Annotated in this window: 13 protein-coding genes and 1 pseudogene; 6 read left to right on the forward strand and 8 right to left on the reverse strand. The window is 39.3% G+C overall.

Annotated elements, in window-relative coordinates:
* Together bcp and AC52RT_RS08180 are read right to left on the reverse strand one after the other, a co-directional pair.
* The coding region (gene bcp / locus AC52RT_RS08175) for a thioredoxin-dependent thiol peroxidase (protein ID WP_495540285.1) at positions 1-458 on the reverse strand (458 nt) is incomplete at its 3' end.
* A 60-nt stretch (positions 459-518) separates the two neighbouring features.
* Entirely contained in the window at positions 519-938 is a 420-nt protein-coding gene (locus tag AC52RT_RS08180) for an ion channel (RefSeq protein ID WP_495540286.1), read from the reverse strand.
* Positions 939-1,284: 346 nt separating this feature from the next.
* Here AC52RT_RS08180 and AC52RT_RS08185 point away from each other — a divergent pair, with 346 nt between their 5' ends.
* The 4 genes and pseudogenes from AC52RT_RS08185 to AC52RT_RS08200 all read left to right on the forward strand — a co-directional run bounded on the left by AC52RT_RS08185 (position 1,285) and on the right by AC52RT_RS08200 (position 9,077).
* Positions 1,285-1,614, forward strand: coding sequence for a hypothetical protein (locus AC52RT_RS08185; protein WP_495540287.1), 330 nt, complete (start codon positions 1,285-1,287; stop codon positions 1,612-1,614).
* A gap of 78 nt (positions 1,615-1,692) precedes the next feature.
* Positions 1,693-3,000 (forward strand): glutamate-1-semialdehyde 2,1-aminomutase, encoded by a 1,308-nt coding sequence (locus tag AC52RT_RS08190; RefSeq protein ID WP_495540288.1) that lies wholly within the window; start codon positions 1,693-1,695, stop codon positions 2,998-3,000.
* 317 nt (positions 3,001-3,317) lie between these two features.
* Positions 3,318-7,784 (forward strand): annotated as a pseudogene (locus AC52RT_RS08195) (glutamate synthase-related protein).
* Between the two features lie 213 nt (positions 7,785-7,997).
* A complete protein-coding gene (locus AC52RT_RS08200; RefSeq protein WP_495540289.1) occupies positions 7,998-9,077 on the forward strand; it encodes an FUSC family protein in 1,080 nt (359 codons plus the stop codon).
* 42 nt (positions 9,078-9,119) lie between these two features.
* Here the strand turns inward: AC52RT_RS08200 and AC52RT_RS08205 are convergent, their stop codons facing one another.
* From AC52RT_RS08205 to fabL, 5 genes are all read right to left on the reverse strand, one after another.
* The gene (locus tag AC52RT_RS08205; protein ID WP_495540290.1) at positions 9,120-10,868 is read right to left on the reverse strand and encodes an ABC transporter ATP-binding protein; all 1,749 of its coding nucleotides are present in this window, start codon (positions 10,866-10,868) and stop codon (positions 9,120-9,122) included.
* 75 nt (positions 10,869-10,943) lie between these two features.
* Complete coding sequence (ntdP, locus tag AC52RT_RS08210; RefSeq protein WP_040376095.1) at positions 10,944-11,471, reverse strand: nucleoside tri-diphosphate phosphatase; 528 nt, start codon at positions 11,469-11,471, stop codon at positions 10,944-10,946.
* A gap of 269 nt (positions 11,472-11,740) precedes the next feature.
* Positions 11,741-11,995, reverse strand: a complete 255-nt coding sequence (locus tag AC52RT_RS08215; protein WP_495540291.1) for a YgaB family protein — start codon at positions 11,993-11,995, stop codon at positions 11,741-11,743.
* Between the two features lie 162 nt (positions 11,996-12,157).
* Entirely contained in the window at positions 12,158-12,400 is a 243-nt protein-coding gene (locus AC52RT_RS08220; RefSeq protein ID WP_495540292.1) for a gamma-type small acid-soluble spore protein, read from the reverse strand.
* Positions 12,401-12,481: 81 nt separating this feature from the next.
* Positions 12,482-13,231, reverse strand: coding sequence for an enoyl-[acyl-carrier-protein] reductase FabL (gene fabL / locus AC52RT_RS08225; RefSeq protein WP_495540293.1), 750 nt, complete (start codon positions 13,229-13,231; stop codon positions 12,482-12,484).
* Positions 13,232-13,316: 85 nt separating this feature from the next.
* Here fabL and yfhS point away from each other — a divergent pair, with 85 nt between their 5' ends.
* A complete protein-coding gene (yfhS, locus tag AC52RT_RS08230) occupies positions 13,317-13,541 on the forward strand; it encodes a mother cell protein YfhS (RefSeq protein WP_495540294.1) in 225 nt (74 codons plus the stop codon).
* Between the two features lie 303 nt (positions 13,542-13,844).
* Here the strand turns inward: yfhS and mutY are convergent, their stop codons facing one another.
* On the reverse strand, positions 13,845-14,954 hold the full coding sequence (gene mutY, locus AC52RT_RS08235) for an A/G-specific adenine glycosylase (protein WP_495540295.1): 1,110 nt from the start codon (positions 14,952-14,954) through the stop codon (positions 13,845-13,847).
* A 399-nt stretch (positions 14,955-15,353) separates the two neighbouring features.
* On the opposite strand from mutY, the gene AC52RT_RS08240 reads away from it, so the two are divergent.
* The gene (locus AC52RT_RS08240; protein ID WP_495540296.1) at positions 15,354-16,337 is read left to right on the forward strand and encodes a metal-dependent hydrolase; all 984 of its coding nucleotides are present in this window, start codon (positions 15,354-15,356) and stop codon (positions 16,335-16,337) included.
* The last annotated feature ends 70 nt before the right edge of the window (positions 16,338-16,407 follow it).

Raw genomic sequence — 16,407 nt, forward strand, 5'->3', positions numbered from 1 at the left:
TTCCTCAAATATTCCAAAGCTTCCTCTACATGGCCTAGGACTTTCACCTTTCGCCATTCCTTTACGAGGTTTCCTTCTTTATTAATTAAAAATGTTGATCGCTCTATTCCCATATATTCCTTACCAAAATTCTTCTTTAATTTCCATACATCATATTGTTCAGCCGCTTCATGATCTTCGTCTGCAAGTAATAAAAACGGCAGGCCATGCTTTTCAATGAATTTCTCATGCCGGGAAATAGGATCCGGGCTGATACCTAAGATCACAGCATTTAATTCTTCAAACTTTTCATGCTGATCACGAAAATCACATGCTTCCGTTGTACATCCTGGTGTCATATCCTTTGGATAAAAATAGAGAATAATATTTTTCCCTTTAAAATCGGTTAACGATACTTCTTGTCCATTAGTAGCGTGCAAAGTAAATTTAGGAGCTTTCTCTCCAATTTGTAAACTCATCATACATCCTCCTCTTTCTTATAGATAAAGATTACCGAATCCAATGGTGAAAAACAACTATCAATGGTCCTTTCGGTTCTTCTCCTCGTAATCAATTACCGTACGAATCACAAATGCGACAGGAAGTGTATATCCAATAAAAGCCTGAATGGTTGCAATCATTCTTCCTATTCCAATAGGGCTGATATCGCCATAACCTACAGAAAACATGGTCATCGCACTGAAATAAAAGGATGTTTCCATCTGTTGAAAGAAATCACCTGTCACACGATTACCTCCATCTAGAATCACCATATGATTTCTCAATTCAAATAATAAATAAATCATTGCAAAGCCAATTAAGATAGTTGTATATAGATTTGTAGCCCATGCAAAGGTTTCTAGTGATAACCTTTTTTTATATGTGGAAGATAAAAATAATGTACGGACGCTCATAATCATACAAAGAATAATAGCAATCATTAATAAATAAAAAATCATTTCCTTTCCTCTTTTCCCGTTTTGCCCTATACCTTATGTCTACTACCTCTTCATTCTTTATATGAAAGAAAAAATTTCAGCCGTTATTTTTCTCCAATACGACATAAATCATTTCATGCTATCATCACTTAATTTTCTTCATATGGAAAAAGAAAATAATATCGTGAAGCGAATGAACGATACAGACTGCGTCATATTTAAAACAAAACAGGTTTAAGCTAGTTTTCTAGCAGGAGCCTGTTTTGTTTGTTCTCTAGATGCTATCATCTCACCTTACTTTACAGTAAAATTGGTATACTTACCCGTGATCGATTTATTTCTGAAAAAGAGAAAGGAGATTCAGAGAATGGAAAATTCCAAATCAATTAAGCAGATACTGCTCTCACAAATTGAAGTGATCGCTATGAATGAAGGATTCGACTTTTTATATGAAGTAGATGATGAAAACGAAGTGTTAGGCCAAATCCTTGAAAGAGATGATGCTGGCTCCATTATGGACACGCCCTTAAGCTTTCAACTTTCTATTAATGAAGAAAGAGGAAATGGCACCATTATTTATTATCAACCTGAAGGAGAAGTCGCCCGAAAAAAATTCGATCTAGAAAGTACAGAAACAATTATTACCCTCTTAGGGTATGTCCAGACTGCATTACTAACTTTTAAAAAGAACAAGTAGCTGATACTATCCCGAGATAAAAGATAGGAATAATGCTATGATAATAGAGTCAATTTTTAGTTTGGGAGGCAATATTAAATGAAATTCACAAAATCTGAAGAGCTACATAAAGAAGCACTAAAACATATAGTTGGTGGGGTTAATAGTCCTTCACGGTCATATAAAGCAGTTGGCGGAGGGTCACCTGTCGCTATGGAACGCGGAGAAGGAGCTTATTTCTGGGATGTCGACGGCAATAAATATATAGATTATCTTGCAGCATATGGTCCTATTATCACAGGTCATGCTCATCCTCATATCACCGAAGCCATTACCAAGGCTGCTCAAACAGGAGTCCTATACGGTACACCAACTAAGCATGAAGTGAAATTTGCTAAAATGCTCAAGGAAGCTATGCCAAATATGGATAAAGTTCGATTTACCAATTCGGGGACTGAATCGGTTATGACCACTATCCGAGTTGCTCGTGCATATACTGGCCGCGATAAGGTCCTTAAATTTGCAGGCTGTTATCACGGTCATTCAGATCTTGTATTAGTAGCTGCAGGATCTGGTCCCGCTACACTTGGAACTCCGGATTCTGCTGGGGTTCCAAAAAGCATAGCTCAAGAAGTGATAACCGTTCCCTTCAATGACATCGAGCCCTTTAAGGAAGCTCTCGCTAAGTGGGGAAATGAAATTGCCGGCGTTTTAGTTGAACCGATTGTTGGGAACTTTGGAATCGTCGAACCACTCCCAGGGTTCCTAGAAGAAGTGATTGAACTGTCACATGAAGCAGGTGCTCTTGTCATTTTTGATGAAGTGATTACCGCTTTCCGCTTCATGTACGGTGGTGCACAAGATTTATTAAATCTTAAACCTGATTTAACCGCGCTCGGCAAAATTATCGGCGGAGGTCTTCCTATCGGTGCCTACGGTGGTAAAAAAGAAATTATGGAAACAGTGGCTCCCCTTGGACCTGCTTATCAAGCTGGGACTATGGCCGGTAACCCCGCTTCCATCCTTTCTGGAATAGCTTGTTTAGAAGTTCTTCAACAAGAAGGCCTCTATGAGAACCTTGACCGCCTTGGAGCAATTCTCGAAGAAGGTATCCTGAATTCTGCTAAAGCACACGATATACCGATTACCATTAACCGACTTAAAGGCGCGTTGACTGTGTATTTTACAACAGAAACCGTTATTAATTACGAGCAAGCAGAAAATACCGATGGTGAACTGTTCGCGAAATTCTTCAAGCTGATGTTGAATGAAGGAATCAATTTAGCTCCGTCGAAATACGAAGCGTGGTTCCTAACCATTTCCCATACAGATGAAGATGTTGAACAAACACTTAATGCTGTTGACCGGTCTTTCCAAGCGCTTTCTAATCAACTGAAAAACGCATAAAAATACATTATATATTCATTCCCAGAAGAGATATTCTTCTGGGGTTTTTTATTATTTCTTATTAATTACCTCTTAATATCACCTATTTATCACTCACCTTCCCTCTCTAAAATGCTGTATATTCAAATTGATTTCTGAATATTTAAATGATATCATGATAGTACTATTCTCATTTTTTGTAAATAATCCCTAGATCAACCGCTGACACCACTAATTATTTTTTGATGTTATAAACGTACTCTATTTTAGAACTTGTTACGTCACTTAGGAGGTGAAAGGCAGCAATAAGGATCCATCCTTATAAAACGCCGAATACTATGAGCCAACCATGGAGTCCAAACCAATTTAAAGAGTTTTACCGTGAAGAGCATGATGCCTGCGGAATTATTGCGAGTATTGAAAAAAAGAAAATACCTTCGAATAAAAATATCTTTACTTGTATTGATGCATTAGTGAAAATGAACCATCGTACTGGCTTCATCAATGGTGAGGGTGATGGGGCTGGAATCCATATGGACATTCCTAAGACACTTTGGAAGAAAAAACTCAAAGATCATCAAATAGACAACAGCTCTGTAGACACCGACGGCTTTATAGTTGGTCATTTTTTTCTTAGCAGAAAAGTAACTGTATCAGATGTATTTATAGAAATTCGGACGAAATTACAAGAAAAAGGCCTGACCATCCTATTTGAAAGTGACCAATCTTATCATTCAAGCGCTCTCGGACCCATCGCAATTCAAGAAGACCCAATATTCTGGCAAATTTGTTGTACATCTGAATTATCACAGCAAGAATTGACCAATGCCCTTTTTGAATTAACGACTTCCATTGAAAGTAATTATGTCCACGTTGCTTCATTAAGTCAATTTCATGTGGTGTATAAAGTTATGGGAGCCGCTGATATCCTGCCAAATTATTTCACTGACCTGGCAGATCCTCTAGCTGCCTCTACCATGACGCTTGGCCACAACCGTTACTCTACTAATACGCTCTCTAGCTTTTTCCGTGTTCAGCCATTTAGTATCATAGGTCATAATGGTGAAATTAACACGATTGCTAAACTGCGTGATGAAGCGAAGATGATTGGAGTCCCTATCGCTAAGGAAGGCAGTGACTCTCAAGATTTAAATCGGACCATTGAAACATTTATTTGTCGTCATGGGTATTCATTATTTGAAGCAATCGACGTCATCTTCCCTCCAATCATTAATGAAATAAAGGTTTACGAGGAACATCTTCAGGACCTTTATACTTATCTAAGAGAAGCCTGGGGCCATTTTGCTCAAGGACCAGCCGGTATCATTTCCCGCTTTGGCGATGAAGCTGTATTTTCTGTCGATTCACTCGGCCTGCGCCCACTTTGGAACATAGAAACGGAAACTTCATATCTCTTTTCTTCTGAACCTGGAATTATTTCAAACTCTGAATACACTGGTGAGCCAAAACCCATTGGTCCTGGTGAAAAAATCGGTTTGAAATGGGCAGGAGATACGATCAAGGTTTTTGATTACAAAAAATATCAAGAAGAAGTTTATACTCGTTTCTCAAGTAGACTCCAGCTGGAATCTGACCGTTTCCGTTTACAGCCTCAAGCATTCAAAGATATAGGAAATGCAATGTCATCAGATCCCCTCCATAATGGACAATATAAAGCATTTGGCTGGGAAAGGGACCATATTCAATTTGTTGAACAAATGGCTGAAAAAGGGGCAGAGCCTATTCGCTCATAAGGTCATGATGCTCCTCTTGCTGCCTTAAACCCACAGCGAAAAAATATTGCTGATTACATTAAGGAAAGTGTTGCAGTCGTAACCAATCCAGCCATTGACCGTGATCGGGAAACAGAGCATTTTTCGACAAGAACAATTATTGGTAAACGCCCAGCTTTATTTGAAGCTGAAGATGCAAGAAACGTACTCGAGCTATTAAGTCCCGTTTTAATTGAAGGGAAAATTGGATTAGACTGCACAGCCGAACTTACACAGCCGAGTTATGAACAATTGGTGGAGCATTACGTTGATCAACAGCTTGCTCATGTCCTGCCTGTAGTATTTACTGAGGAAGAAACAATTCCCGAAGCACTAAATAGGATAACAGACGAAGCGATTCAAGCGGTCGACAATGGAAAAACACTGCTGATTTTAGATGATGCACAAGCCCATCAAAATGGGAACCTATGGCTGGATCCACATCTTATTACATCCGCTGTCGATCTTGCTTTGGTTCATTCTGAAAAACGCCGGAATTGTTCCCTTCTTCTTCGATCTGCATCCATCCGGACTTTACATGATTTAATTATTGCCTATGGACTTGGGGCAAATTTAATTAGCCCCTACTATATGTTCCGATCTTTATCAAATGAAACACTTGTACCAACCATTAACCTCTACAGGGCATTGTCAAAAGGACTTGAAAAAGTCATATCCACAATCGGTATTCATGAGCTACGAGGCTATGGACGCTTATTTTCCAGCATCGGCCTGCACGAGGAAGTGGCCAGTCATTTAAATATCATTAATTTCTTTGGTTCAGACAACCTCAAGCATAATTTTGCTGCCATGAAGGATGACTCAATACAACGTGCAGTAGATTATGAGAATGATAAAGAACGAGTTGGCAAAACCTTTCATCTCTTCCCAAGAATTTGGAAGGCAATCGGTGAAGTGGCTTCTACTGGTGATTACTCGGCCTACCGTGAAAAAATTAGTGAACAGGAAGAAAGTAATCCAACGACAATTAGGCATCTGACTTCTTTAAAACTTGCTGAAACACCGCTCAATCCTGACGACGTAGATATTTCAATTGGTAACCACGATCTTCCATTTGTCATAGCATCGATGTCATTTGGTTCCCAAAATGAAATTGCCTTTAGATCCTATGCGGAAGCAGCTGAACGTCTGAATATGGTGAGCATGAATGGTGAGGGCGGCGAAATTAAAGATATGCTTGGGAAATACCCGCGTACCCGCGGCCAGCAGATTGCATCAGGCAGATTTGGTGTGAATGCTGAACTATTAAACTCTTCAAATTTACTCGAAATTAAAATAGGCCAAGGCGCTAAACCAGGAGAAGGCGGCCATTTGCCTGGCTCAAAAGTAACAGCCAAAATTGCTGAAGCTAGAAACGCAACAATCGGTTCTGATTTAATTTCACCGTCTAATAATCATGATATCTATTCTATTGAAGATTTAGCCCAAATGATTCATGAATTGAAAACCGGCAATGATCAAGCAAGAGTTGCCGTTAAAGTTCCGGTCGTGCCGAATATTGGTACGATTGCAGTTGGAATTGCTAAAGCTGGTGCCGACATTATTACCCTTTCCGGCTTTGATGGCGGTACAGGAGCGGCACGGATTCACGCATTGCAGCATGTAGGTCTTCCGGTTGAAATTGGTGTGAAGGCTGCCCATAACGCTTTACTAGAAGCTGGCATTCGGCAAAATATCGAAATCTGGGCAGACGGAGGATTAAAAAGCTCACTTGATGTATTAAAGGTTATGCTGTTGGGTGCGAATCGCGTAGGGTTTGGAACGTTGTCCATGATTGCTGTGGGCTGTACAACATGCAGAGGCTGCCATCTTGATACATGTCATGTCGGGATTGCTACCCAAATTGAAACAGAGGCACAAGCAAAAGAACACGGACTTCGCCGTTTTGTCCCGCGTAAATATGATTTAGCTGTTCAAGGGCTGACCAATCTCTTCACTGCTTTTGGAAGAGAACTTCAAGTATTAACAGCAGCTCTAGGGGTAAAGAATCTCCAAGATATTGTTGGACGATCAGACTTACTTGAGCAGTCCATTGCTAAAGAACAAATGGACCTGACATTCTTATTGAAAACGCTGGACATCAGTCAATTTGGACATCGAGATACCAACGCTCTAGTAAATGCAGGGGCCATGCAGGCTGCCGTCGGAGCAGAGTATTTAGATTCCCATGTTGCGGAGCTGAATCAATCTCGAGAATACAACTCAGTTACCTCGGAACAGCGGGTACTCGGAAGCCGTGTAGCTTGCTATCGTGTCCGAGGACGTCTAGACGGTTCTTATAAACTACTCAAACCCGTAAAGCTGTCCTATAAAAATGGCTCCATTCCTGGAAATGGCCTTGGTGCTTATAATACTGAGGGGATTGATATTACGGTAAACGGCGGCGCACAGGATGGAATTGGAAAAACCTCTATCGGAGGAAATATCCTTATTTTTAAATCTCCAGGTAAGGACGGTTTATTCTATAATGGCTCAGTCGGTAAAGGGTTTGGCTATGGTGCGCAACATGGTTTACTCGTAGCCCAAGGCGATGCAGATGCACGTGCTGGTATCCGCCTTTCCGGAGCTGATATAATCATTGGCGGACAGCTAAAACGCCCAATTGATGTCATTGAACACGGAAATCTAGCTGTACATGCCAATATTAAAGGTTTTGCATTCGAATATATGACCAATGGGCGAGGACTTGTCCTTGGTGATCCAGGTCCTTGGATTTGTGCGGGTATGACCGGCGGAGTTGTTTACTTAAGACAACAGCCCGATTCAGGCCTCACTCCTGCCGCTATTCAAAGAAGAATCGCAAATGGGGCTAATGTATCCATTGAGCCCTTATCAACAACCGGTCAAAAGGATATTACAGAATTATTAGGGAAATATGTGCAATTACTCAAGGAACAAGGGCAAGCAGAAGAAGCTGTCTCACTCGAAGGATTATTGCAAGATCCAGCCCATCATTTTCTTCAAATCGTACCCGTAAAAGAACAAGCAGATCCATCTGTTTCTACAGAATAAATAGTAATGAGCCGGTAAACTCGAGTAGAGTAACCGGCTCTCACTGTTTTTTGAGTTATAAAGGGAAGTTTTCCTTGTAACTACTATTCAAATGTTTTATATTCTAATTTGTTTACTATTATCAGAAATAGTGTAAAGTACAGAGTATATCTGTAATATGACCCTAAATTCTGTAAAGACGAATAACCATTTACGAAAGGAATTATACATTTTATGAAGCTTGGTGCCCGCATCATTAAAACGGGAGTAGCAATTGTTTTAGCTCTTTACTTAGCAGAGCTGCTAAACCTTCCTTCTCCGGCTTTTGCAGGAATTGCAGCGATCTTTGCAATCCAGCCGACGATACTTCGTTCGTATCACACGATGATTGAGCAGATTCAAGGAAATATCATCGGTGCCTTAGTAGCTGTTATATTTGTCTTACTATTCGGTAACGATATTTTCATAATTGGATTAGCGGTTATTATCGTCATTACGATTAACCTTCGATTAAAAATGGATAAAACCATTGTACTCTCGATTGTTACTGTTATTGCCATTATGGAAAGCCAGCAAGGTGCTTTTCTCACCTTTGCATTTATACGATTTTCATCTGTTATGCTGGGAATCTTATCTTCATTTTTAGTCAACTTAATTTTCATACCGCCTAAATATGAAGCAAAGCTTTACACACAGCTTTCTGATGTATCGGAAGATATTATTAAATGGATTCGGATCAGCAGCCGTCATGCCTCTGAACATACACTGTTAAAGAAAGATATCAGCCGAATTAAAGATGAATTATTAAGGCTAGAACAAATCTATTCGATGTACAAGGAAGAACGCAGCTACCTTAAAAAGCACATCCAGCCTAAATCACGTAAATTTGTTGTCTATCGGCAAATGATTGTCACAACTAAGAAAGCCTTTGAAACGCTTAAAAGAATCCATAAATTTGAGAACGAAGTAAGTCTCATGCCGGAGGAATTCCAGAGTCAGCTTCAGCATCATGTTGATCGTCTTATTCATAAACATGAGCAGCTTCTTTTAAAGCATATTGGTAAGATCAAAACAACTACTAGCTTTGAAGAATGGAATGGGGATTGTTTTAGCCGTCATGAATTATTAATGGTCTTCTTTGAACAGCAGCAAAAATTAGATCGGGAACACAGGGATATGTTTGCACGAACCGTCCCATTAATTTCTGCCATAAATGAATACGACGAACAGCTTGAACATTTAGAAAAACTGATTCAGAGCTTTCAATCGTTTCATAAACAAGAAAACCATATTAGAGTTGAAAACGAAGAATAATAGGAAAAGGCAGCTCCTGAATACAGGGAGCTGCCTTTTTCATTAATTATCAAGCTGTTGTACCTGATACAATCGGTAATAACGACCCTTTTGATCCATCAGTTCGTTATGACTGCCAATTTCGGCGATTTCTCCGTTATCAATTAATACTATTCTATCTGCATGTGTAATCGTTGATAGCCGATGAGCCACAATGAAAGTCGTTCGATCTTTAGCTAATATTTCAAGCGCCTCTTGAATTGAATGTTCACTTTCAAGATCTAGAGCCGATGTAGCTTCATCCATGACGAGTATAGGCGGATTTTTCAAAAATACGCGAGCAATAGCCACCCGTTGCTTTTGGCCACCAGAAAGTTTCACACCACGTTCTCCTACTTTTGTCTCGTAGCCATCTGTCAGGTTCATGATAAAATCATGAGCATTTGCCGCTTTAGCAGCAGCGATCACTTCTTTTTCTGTAGCATCAGGTTTCCCCATTAAGATATTAGCTCTTACTGAGTCACTGAAAAGAATGTTATCCTGCATGACCATTCCGATTTTATCCCGAAGGCTTCGTACTTTAAAGGAACGGATATCCTGACCGTCTAATAGAATTCTTCCCTTCGTAACATCGTAAAATCTGGGCAGTAAACTAATCAAGGACGACTTACCTCCGCCGCTCATACCTACTAAAGCGATTGTCTCTCCTTGTTTAACCTCCAGTGAAATGTCTTTTAAAACAGGCATCTCATCTGTATCGTATGAGAATACAACATGATCAAATGTTATTTTACCCTCTACATGCTTCAATTCAGTTGCATTAGGCTCATCATCAATATCATATTTTTCATCAATAAATTCAAAAACCCTATCCATTGATGCAAGTGTTTGTGTCATTGTCGTTGATGAGTTTACCAGCCTGCGCAATGGATTATACAACCGATCAATAAAGCCAATAAAGGCAACCATCGTTCCTAGGGTCATGTCTCCCTGAATAACTTGGTAACCAGCGAAGCCGATCACGACAAGTGGAGCGACATCAGTGATTGTATTCACAACAGCAAAGGACTTTGCATTCCAGCCTGTATGCTGCATAGCTTTATCAAGAAAATTCTTATTTTGTTTTGAAAATACCTCCAGCTCATGATCCTCAATGGCAAAACTTTTAATAACAGGCATCCCTTGCACACGTTCTTGTAAATGACTTTGCAAATCTGCCAGCGCCTGTGATCGTACTCTTGTATACGTTCTAAGCTTGCCAAAAAAATGCTTAATTGAAAATGCGTAAAAAGGAAGAAGAAGTAAGGATACAATGGTCAGCTTTACATCCATCGTAAACATAATAGCTACTGCAATAACAATAGTCGCGATATCCAGCCAAAGATTCATCAGACCTGTTATGACAAAGTTCTTCGTTTGTTCAACATCCGTAATCACTCGCGAAATAACTTCTCCCGCTCTGGTATTGGCATAATATTTAAAGCTTAGCTTTTGAATATGCGTAAATAGCTGATTGCGAATATCAAAAAGAATTTTCGTGCCTGTCCATTGTGCAAAGTATTGTCGATAATATTCAATTGGCGGACGAAGCACGACAAAGATAAAGAGCATAATACCCATTATCCAATATAATTTATCGATTTTCACGTTAGAAGACAACTGATCATTGCCGATAATGTCATCAACAATATACTTCGTCAGCAGCGGAATTAACAGTGGAATCGCAAATTTCAATAAACCAATCAAGATTGTTCCAGCAATCTGCCATTTATAAGGTTTCACAAATTGTAAATATCTCTTAACGCTGTCCACGATTTTCCTCCGATAATATAATTAGTTCTTAAAACATTTAAAAAACCTGTTGTGTCAGCAACAGGTATTGTTTATTTAACGATAAGTCAAAAATCTCTCATACCATGAATCGATAAATTCCGCCGAAAAAGGACCCTTTCGCTGGCGAATCATATAAATTAGATAATCTACATTATACTTTAATATTTTATCGATTGCGTCGGGGTAATTCATTTCCCTGCGATGTTTTTCATATTCATCCTCATCCAATAAATTAAACGTCATATCTGGAAACACCTTAATATCCAGGTCATAATCGATATACTTTAATGCCTCCGTGTCACACGCAAACGGAGAACTAATATTACAATAATAATACACGCCATCTTCTCTCAGCATGCCGATTACGTTAAACCAGAATTGCGAGTGGAAATAACAAATAGCAGGCTCTCTCGTGATCCATGTTCTACCATCTGATTCCGTTACCATTGTCCGATCATTGGCTGCAATAACTAGGTTTTGAGTCCCTTTTAAAACGGTGGTTTCTTCCCAAATTCGGTGGATATGACCGTTGTGTTTATAACTTTGGATTTGGATTCTTCCTCCTTCGGTGGGAATCCCCATAGTCTGCTTTCCCCTACTTTCTTTCGACATGATACAAATCAATGTCTTATTCAATATTATTTTGGGTATATATTTTTTTCCAATTTCCTATATTCCTTTATTATAGCGATTTATTAAAGAATTTAAAACTAAATAGGGTCAGACCCAAGTAAAAAAGTTCCAAAAAACTCCGAAATTCGAATAAAATCGTCAATTTCAACGCTTTCTATTCGGAATTATCTTCTCCCTTTTCTTTTGAGGCTGACCTATATCTAGTGGTGCCGACTTTTTTAGAAAGAAGGCTCCTGACTTTCTTGGTAATAACGAATGACATCTTCTGTTTGTCGTTCAAATATATGTTGAATACTCGAAAGTTCTTTTTTCATTCGCTGCACTTCTTCACCAATTGACTGGATTTGTTTAAGTTCCTGCAGAGCATATAACTGCTGTTCAATTTCTTGACATTTTTCAATCTCAGATTGCAGAAGCAAGAGTTTATCCATTGTCTTAAGCTGTTCACTAATCAACCGATCAAATTCTTCCATTCCCCGCACCTCACAAACATTTTTTTCCTCTTAGCTATGTATTCTTTTATTCATCAGAATTTCCTTTAAGAGATATTGTAGAGTGAATAGAACCTTTGTCGAAGGATGAATGGAACAGCAAAAAGGACATCCTGTAAAAGGATGCCCTTTCAACCATTCAGTTTATGATTGGCCTTTATTTGATTCAGCTTGTTGGTTTTGTTTTTTTACTTTTTGAACATCAGTCTGACTTGCAAATTCAGTGCCATATTGCCCTTGGCTTGATTGACTTGAATTTGATGCTTTTTGGTTTTGGCTTTTTACTTCCTGAGCGTTCGTTTGACTTGCAAACTCAGTACCATATTGGCCTGCATTTTGTTTTTTTACTTGTTCAATATCAGTACCTGATTTTGTTTTCTTAGCCATTTGAAATCACCTCCACGCTAGTTAAGATTGCCTGAAGTGTGAAAATATATGCTTTTTATTTTTGTTAAATATTGGTATACATTAAACCAGCAGTGAAATTCCACCATCAACAATTAATGTTTGACCGCGAATCATACTGGATTCGTCAGATAATAAGAACATTATTGTATTAACCATATCTTCCACTTCAACCATTCGCCCTGCTGGTGTTTGTAAAGCAGCTTCAGCCAGCATTTCTTCACGATTAGGGAAGGATTTTAGGGCATCCGTATCAATCACTCCACCGGACACAGCATTTACACAAATATTCATCTTCGAAAGCTCCACAGCTAAGTAACGAGTTAACGCTTCGAGTGCAGCCTTAGAAACTCCAACGGCTGTATAGTTCTCAAGATAACGAATCGATCCCAAAGAACTAATTCCAACTATTTTACCGCCGCCATTTCGTTCCATCAGCTTAGCTGCTTCTTGAGCACAAAATAAAAATGCCTTGCCGTTAATATCCATCGTCCAGTCCCAATGTGATTCTTCAAGCTCCATTAAAGGACGCTGAACTCCAGATGCCGCATTATTCACTAATACATCCAATCTTCCATACACTTCATCAATCTGTTCAAACATAGCTTTTATTTTGGCCACATCACCCACATTTGCTTTAACCACGAGCGCTTTTCTCCCAAGTGCCTCAATTTCTGCAGCCACCTCTAACGCCTTCGTTTTGCTTCGTGCATAATTGATGACTAAATCATAGCCTTCTTCTGCCAGCTTGATTGCCGTCCTTTTACCAAGCCCTTTAGAGCTTCCCGTTACTAATGCAACTTTTTGTTCCATGTTTATTCATCCTTTCGTAGTGGAAAACCAAGTATAAAGAATCGATTATTGTAAAAAATAAGAAAAAAGAAATGGAGTGGTACGTATGTATGTAGGACGTGATATGACGGAATTATCCATGATGCCCAAATCAGAATGGGATAAAAGTGAGCTCGCTTACTTTCATCATTCCCTCCAACAAATGGTACCCTATTTGAATCAAGAAGGACAGAGCATTCATAAAGAAATCATTAAAGAAATTGAAAACCGTGGAGGGCTAGAACGACAAGAAGCAGATTACACCCATGGCACTGTTGTAAGTGGAGATTAAATAAGTCTGCCGCAAATATCAGCTGTGGTAAGGCTGTCGAATCCCTCGACAGTCTTTTTCATGTTTAACGCTCCAAACAATTTTAGCTCACTCTTGCCTCCGCAAAAAAATGCCCTTAGCACACATAGTTTAACTAGTTTCGCACACAAATGAGCCTGAAGCGCACCTAAACTCTCTCATTCCGCACGCTTTTCCCTCTGTTCCGCACAAGACAGAGTTGAATGGGGAAAATACTCAAAAAAGATCGTTTGGCTGTATCTGTCTTAATAGGCACTAAAAAAAGATAAAACCTCGCAAAAGGTTTTATCTTTGTTCTAAATATGCTTTTAGCATTTTTTGATGGGATACAGGAAATGCTAATTCTTCAAGTTCCACTGTATTTACCCACTTATAGTGAGTTTCAGCTAATTTACTTTCATCGATTTCTACATCAATCACCCCAGCAAAGGTATCGACATTCCAAACAAGATGAGAAAAAACATGATCAATTTTAGTAATATGTTGTTGAATGACTGGATTTACCCCAAGTAAGGCTTTGAACTCTGCCTGGAAGAATTCTCGTTTTGGAAGCAATGATGTATGAATTTCAAAATTAGGAAATTCCCATAGATTAGCTAACAGACCTTCACTCGGACGTTTATGGATCAGGTATTCGCCCTTCGCGTTAGTAATAATGGCTGATACCAGTGGAATCGTACGGCTCTTTTTCACTTTAATCTTAATGGGTAATTCAGTTTGAACACCTTCTTCAAATGCCTGACAATGCTGCTGAACAGGACATAGTAAACAGGCTGGATTACTTGGCTTACATATTAATGCCCCTAGCTCCATCAAAGCTTGATTAAAGAATGACGGATTACCATGGTCAATCAACTCGCGAACCGCTGCTTCAAAAACCTTACGAGTCTTCGGCTTAGCGATGTCTTCTTTTATTAATAAAATTCTCGACAGCACCCTCATCACATTACCATCCACAGCTGGCTCAGGTTTCCCGTAAGCTATGCTTAAAATGGCTCCGGCAGTATAAGGACCTACCCCTTTTAATTTTGCAATTTCTTCTGGCGTATCGGGAACCTCGCCATTATAGGCTGCTCTCACCTCTCGGGCTGCCGTCTGAAGATTACGAACCCGCGAATAATACCCTAACCCTTCCCACGCCTTTAAAATTCTTTCTTCTTCTGCATCTGCAAACTCCTCAAGAGTAGGAAACCACTCCATAAACCGATTATAAAAAGGAATAACCGTATCAACTCGTGTCTGTTGAAGCATAATTTCCGAAACCCAAACTCGATACGGATCTTTATTCTTTCGCCAAGGTAAATCACGTTGTTCACGCTCAAACCAAAATATTAAATCGTTCTGAAATTCAGCAATATTTATATTTTTTGCATAAAAAAACTCTATATCATTCACATTTTTGCCTCCAAGAAGTTAAACTAACCACATAATAGGGAATAATAAAGAAAAGCGGAAGCGCCTTGGTCTGCTCCGACAGGCATAAGATCGAGCCTCGGAGCAGGACGTTCTTTCCTGCAGAGAGGATGGGCTTATGACCCGAGGAGCAAGGCGCTGCAGCTAGACAATAAAGAAAAGCGGAAGCCGCCCGTTTAGCTCACGAAGTAAATAGGGAGAGTTACTGCGTCCTTAATCAGGATCGCAGTCATAGTAAGGGCATTATTTTAGTGTATTTGTATTAAGTGTAATTCAAGGACAAAATAATTCATAATAATTTAATTTGGTTTGTTTTTCATAGTGCGATATGATTATTGTTAACACATGTTGAATTCTGCAAGATAAGGGGGTTATTTCTTTTTGGATACTGGCACTCACTTTGTTATGGGAATTGCACTTGGAGGGCTTGCTGCCATAGACCCTGTTATCTCAGATAGTTCGGTTACTGCACAGGCAGTAATGCTGGGGACCATTCTTGGATCACAAGCACCCGATATTGATACAATTCTAAAATTAAAAAATAATGCTGTTTATATACGTAATCATCGGGGAATTACCCATTCCATTCCGGCTGTATTACTTTGGCCGCTTCTAATTACTGGTTTCATTTTTGTTTTATTTCCGGAATCGAATCTTCTCCATCTCTGGCTATGGACATTTCTTGCGGTCTTTCTCCATGTCTTTGTGGATATATTTAACGCATATGGGACGCAGGCATTGAGGCCCATTTCTTCCCGTTGGGTTGCTCTAGGGGTAATCAATACATTTGATCCCTTTATCTTTGGCATTCATGTTGCCGGATTAACATTATGGGGCTTTGGATTCCCGCCCACTTACACATTTTTGACCATGTATTTGTTTATTTTTATTTATTATATTGCTCGTTTTCGGGAACAGTCTCTTGTTAAACGTGCTGTCCGTCAGCAAATTCCTAACGCACGGAAGATTACTCTTTCACCGACGATGCGGTATCATCGATGGAGAATTGCTGTAACAAGTGAAAAGCACTATTACGTGGCCGTTTCAGAAAATGGCTATGTGACTATTCTCGATACATTCAATCGTATTCCATTGCCTGATAGTGAGATTCTTCATGCTGCTAAGGCCGATATTAACTTGGCTGCTTTTCTGTCGTTTTCACCAGTATACCGTTGGGAAATAGAAACGCTTGAGGATTATGTTGAAGTTCGTTTTATCGATTTACGCTATCGTAGCAATGGCTTTTATCCATTCGTTGCAGTTGTTCATCTTGACCGTAATGACTTAAGTATTAAAAACTCATTTACAGGCTGGATTTTCAGTGAAGCGAAACTGCGAAAAAAACTTAATTTGATCCCATTTTAATGGGCTGAATCCATTGATTCAGCCCTGTTTTTCATTTTTAATGAAATTTGTCCTGCTGCTTCAATAAGTG

Source organism: Peribacillus sp. (assembly GCF_059453735.1).

What these genes read in the sequence shown, in the direction of transcription:
- AC52RT_RS08180 (WP_495540286.1), bottom strand. Translation starts at nt 938, where the DNA reads ATGATTTTTTATTTATTAATGATTGCTATTATTCTTTGTATGATTATG.
- AC52RT_RS08185 (WP_495540287.1), top strand. Translation starts at nt 1,285, where the DNA reads ATGGAAAATTCCAAATCAATTAAGCAGATACTGCTCTCACAAATTGAA.
- AC52RT_RS08190 (WP_495540288.1), top strand. Translation starts at nt 1,693, where the DNA reads ATGAAATTCACAAAATCTGAAGAGCTACATAAAGAAGCACTAAAACAT.
- AC52RT_RS08200 (WP_495540289.1), top strand. Translation starts at nt 7,998, where the DNA reads ATGAAGCTTGGTGCCCGCATCATTAAAACGGGAGTAGCAATTGTTTTA.
- ntdP (WP_040376095.1), bottom strand. Translation starts at nt 11,471, where the DNA reads ATGGGGATTCCCACCGAAGGAGGAAGAATCCAAATCCAAAGTTATAAA.
- AC52RT_RS08215 (WP_495540291.1), bottom strand. Translation starts at nt 11,995, where the DNA reads ATGGAAGAATTTGATCGGTTGATTAGTGAACAGCTTAAGACAATGGAT.
- AC52RT_RS08220 (WP_495540292.1), bottom strand. Translation starts at nt 12,400, where the DNA reads ATGGCTAAGAAAACAAAATCAGGTACTGATATTGAACAAGTAAAAAAA.
- fabL (WP_495540293.1), bottom strand. Translation starts at nt 13,231, where the DNA reads ATGGAACAAAAAGTTGCATTAGTAACGGGAAGCTCTAAAGGGCTTGGT.
- yfhS (WP_495540294.1), top strand. Translation starts at nt 13,317, where the DNA reads ATGTATGTAGGACGTGATATGACGGAATTATCCATGATGCCCAAATCA.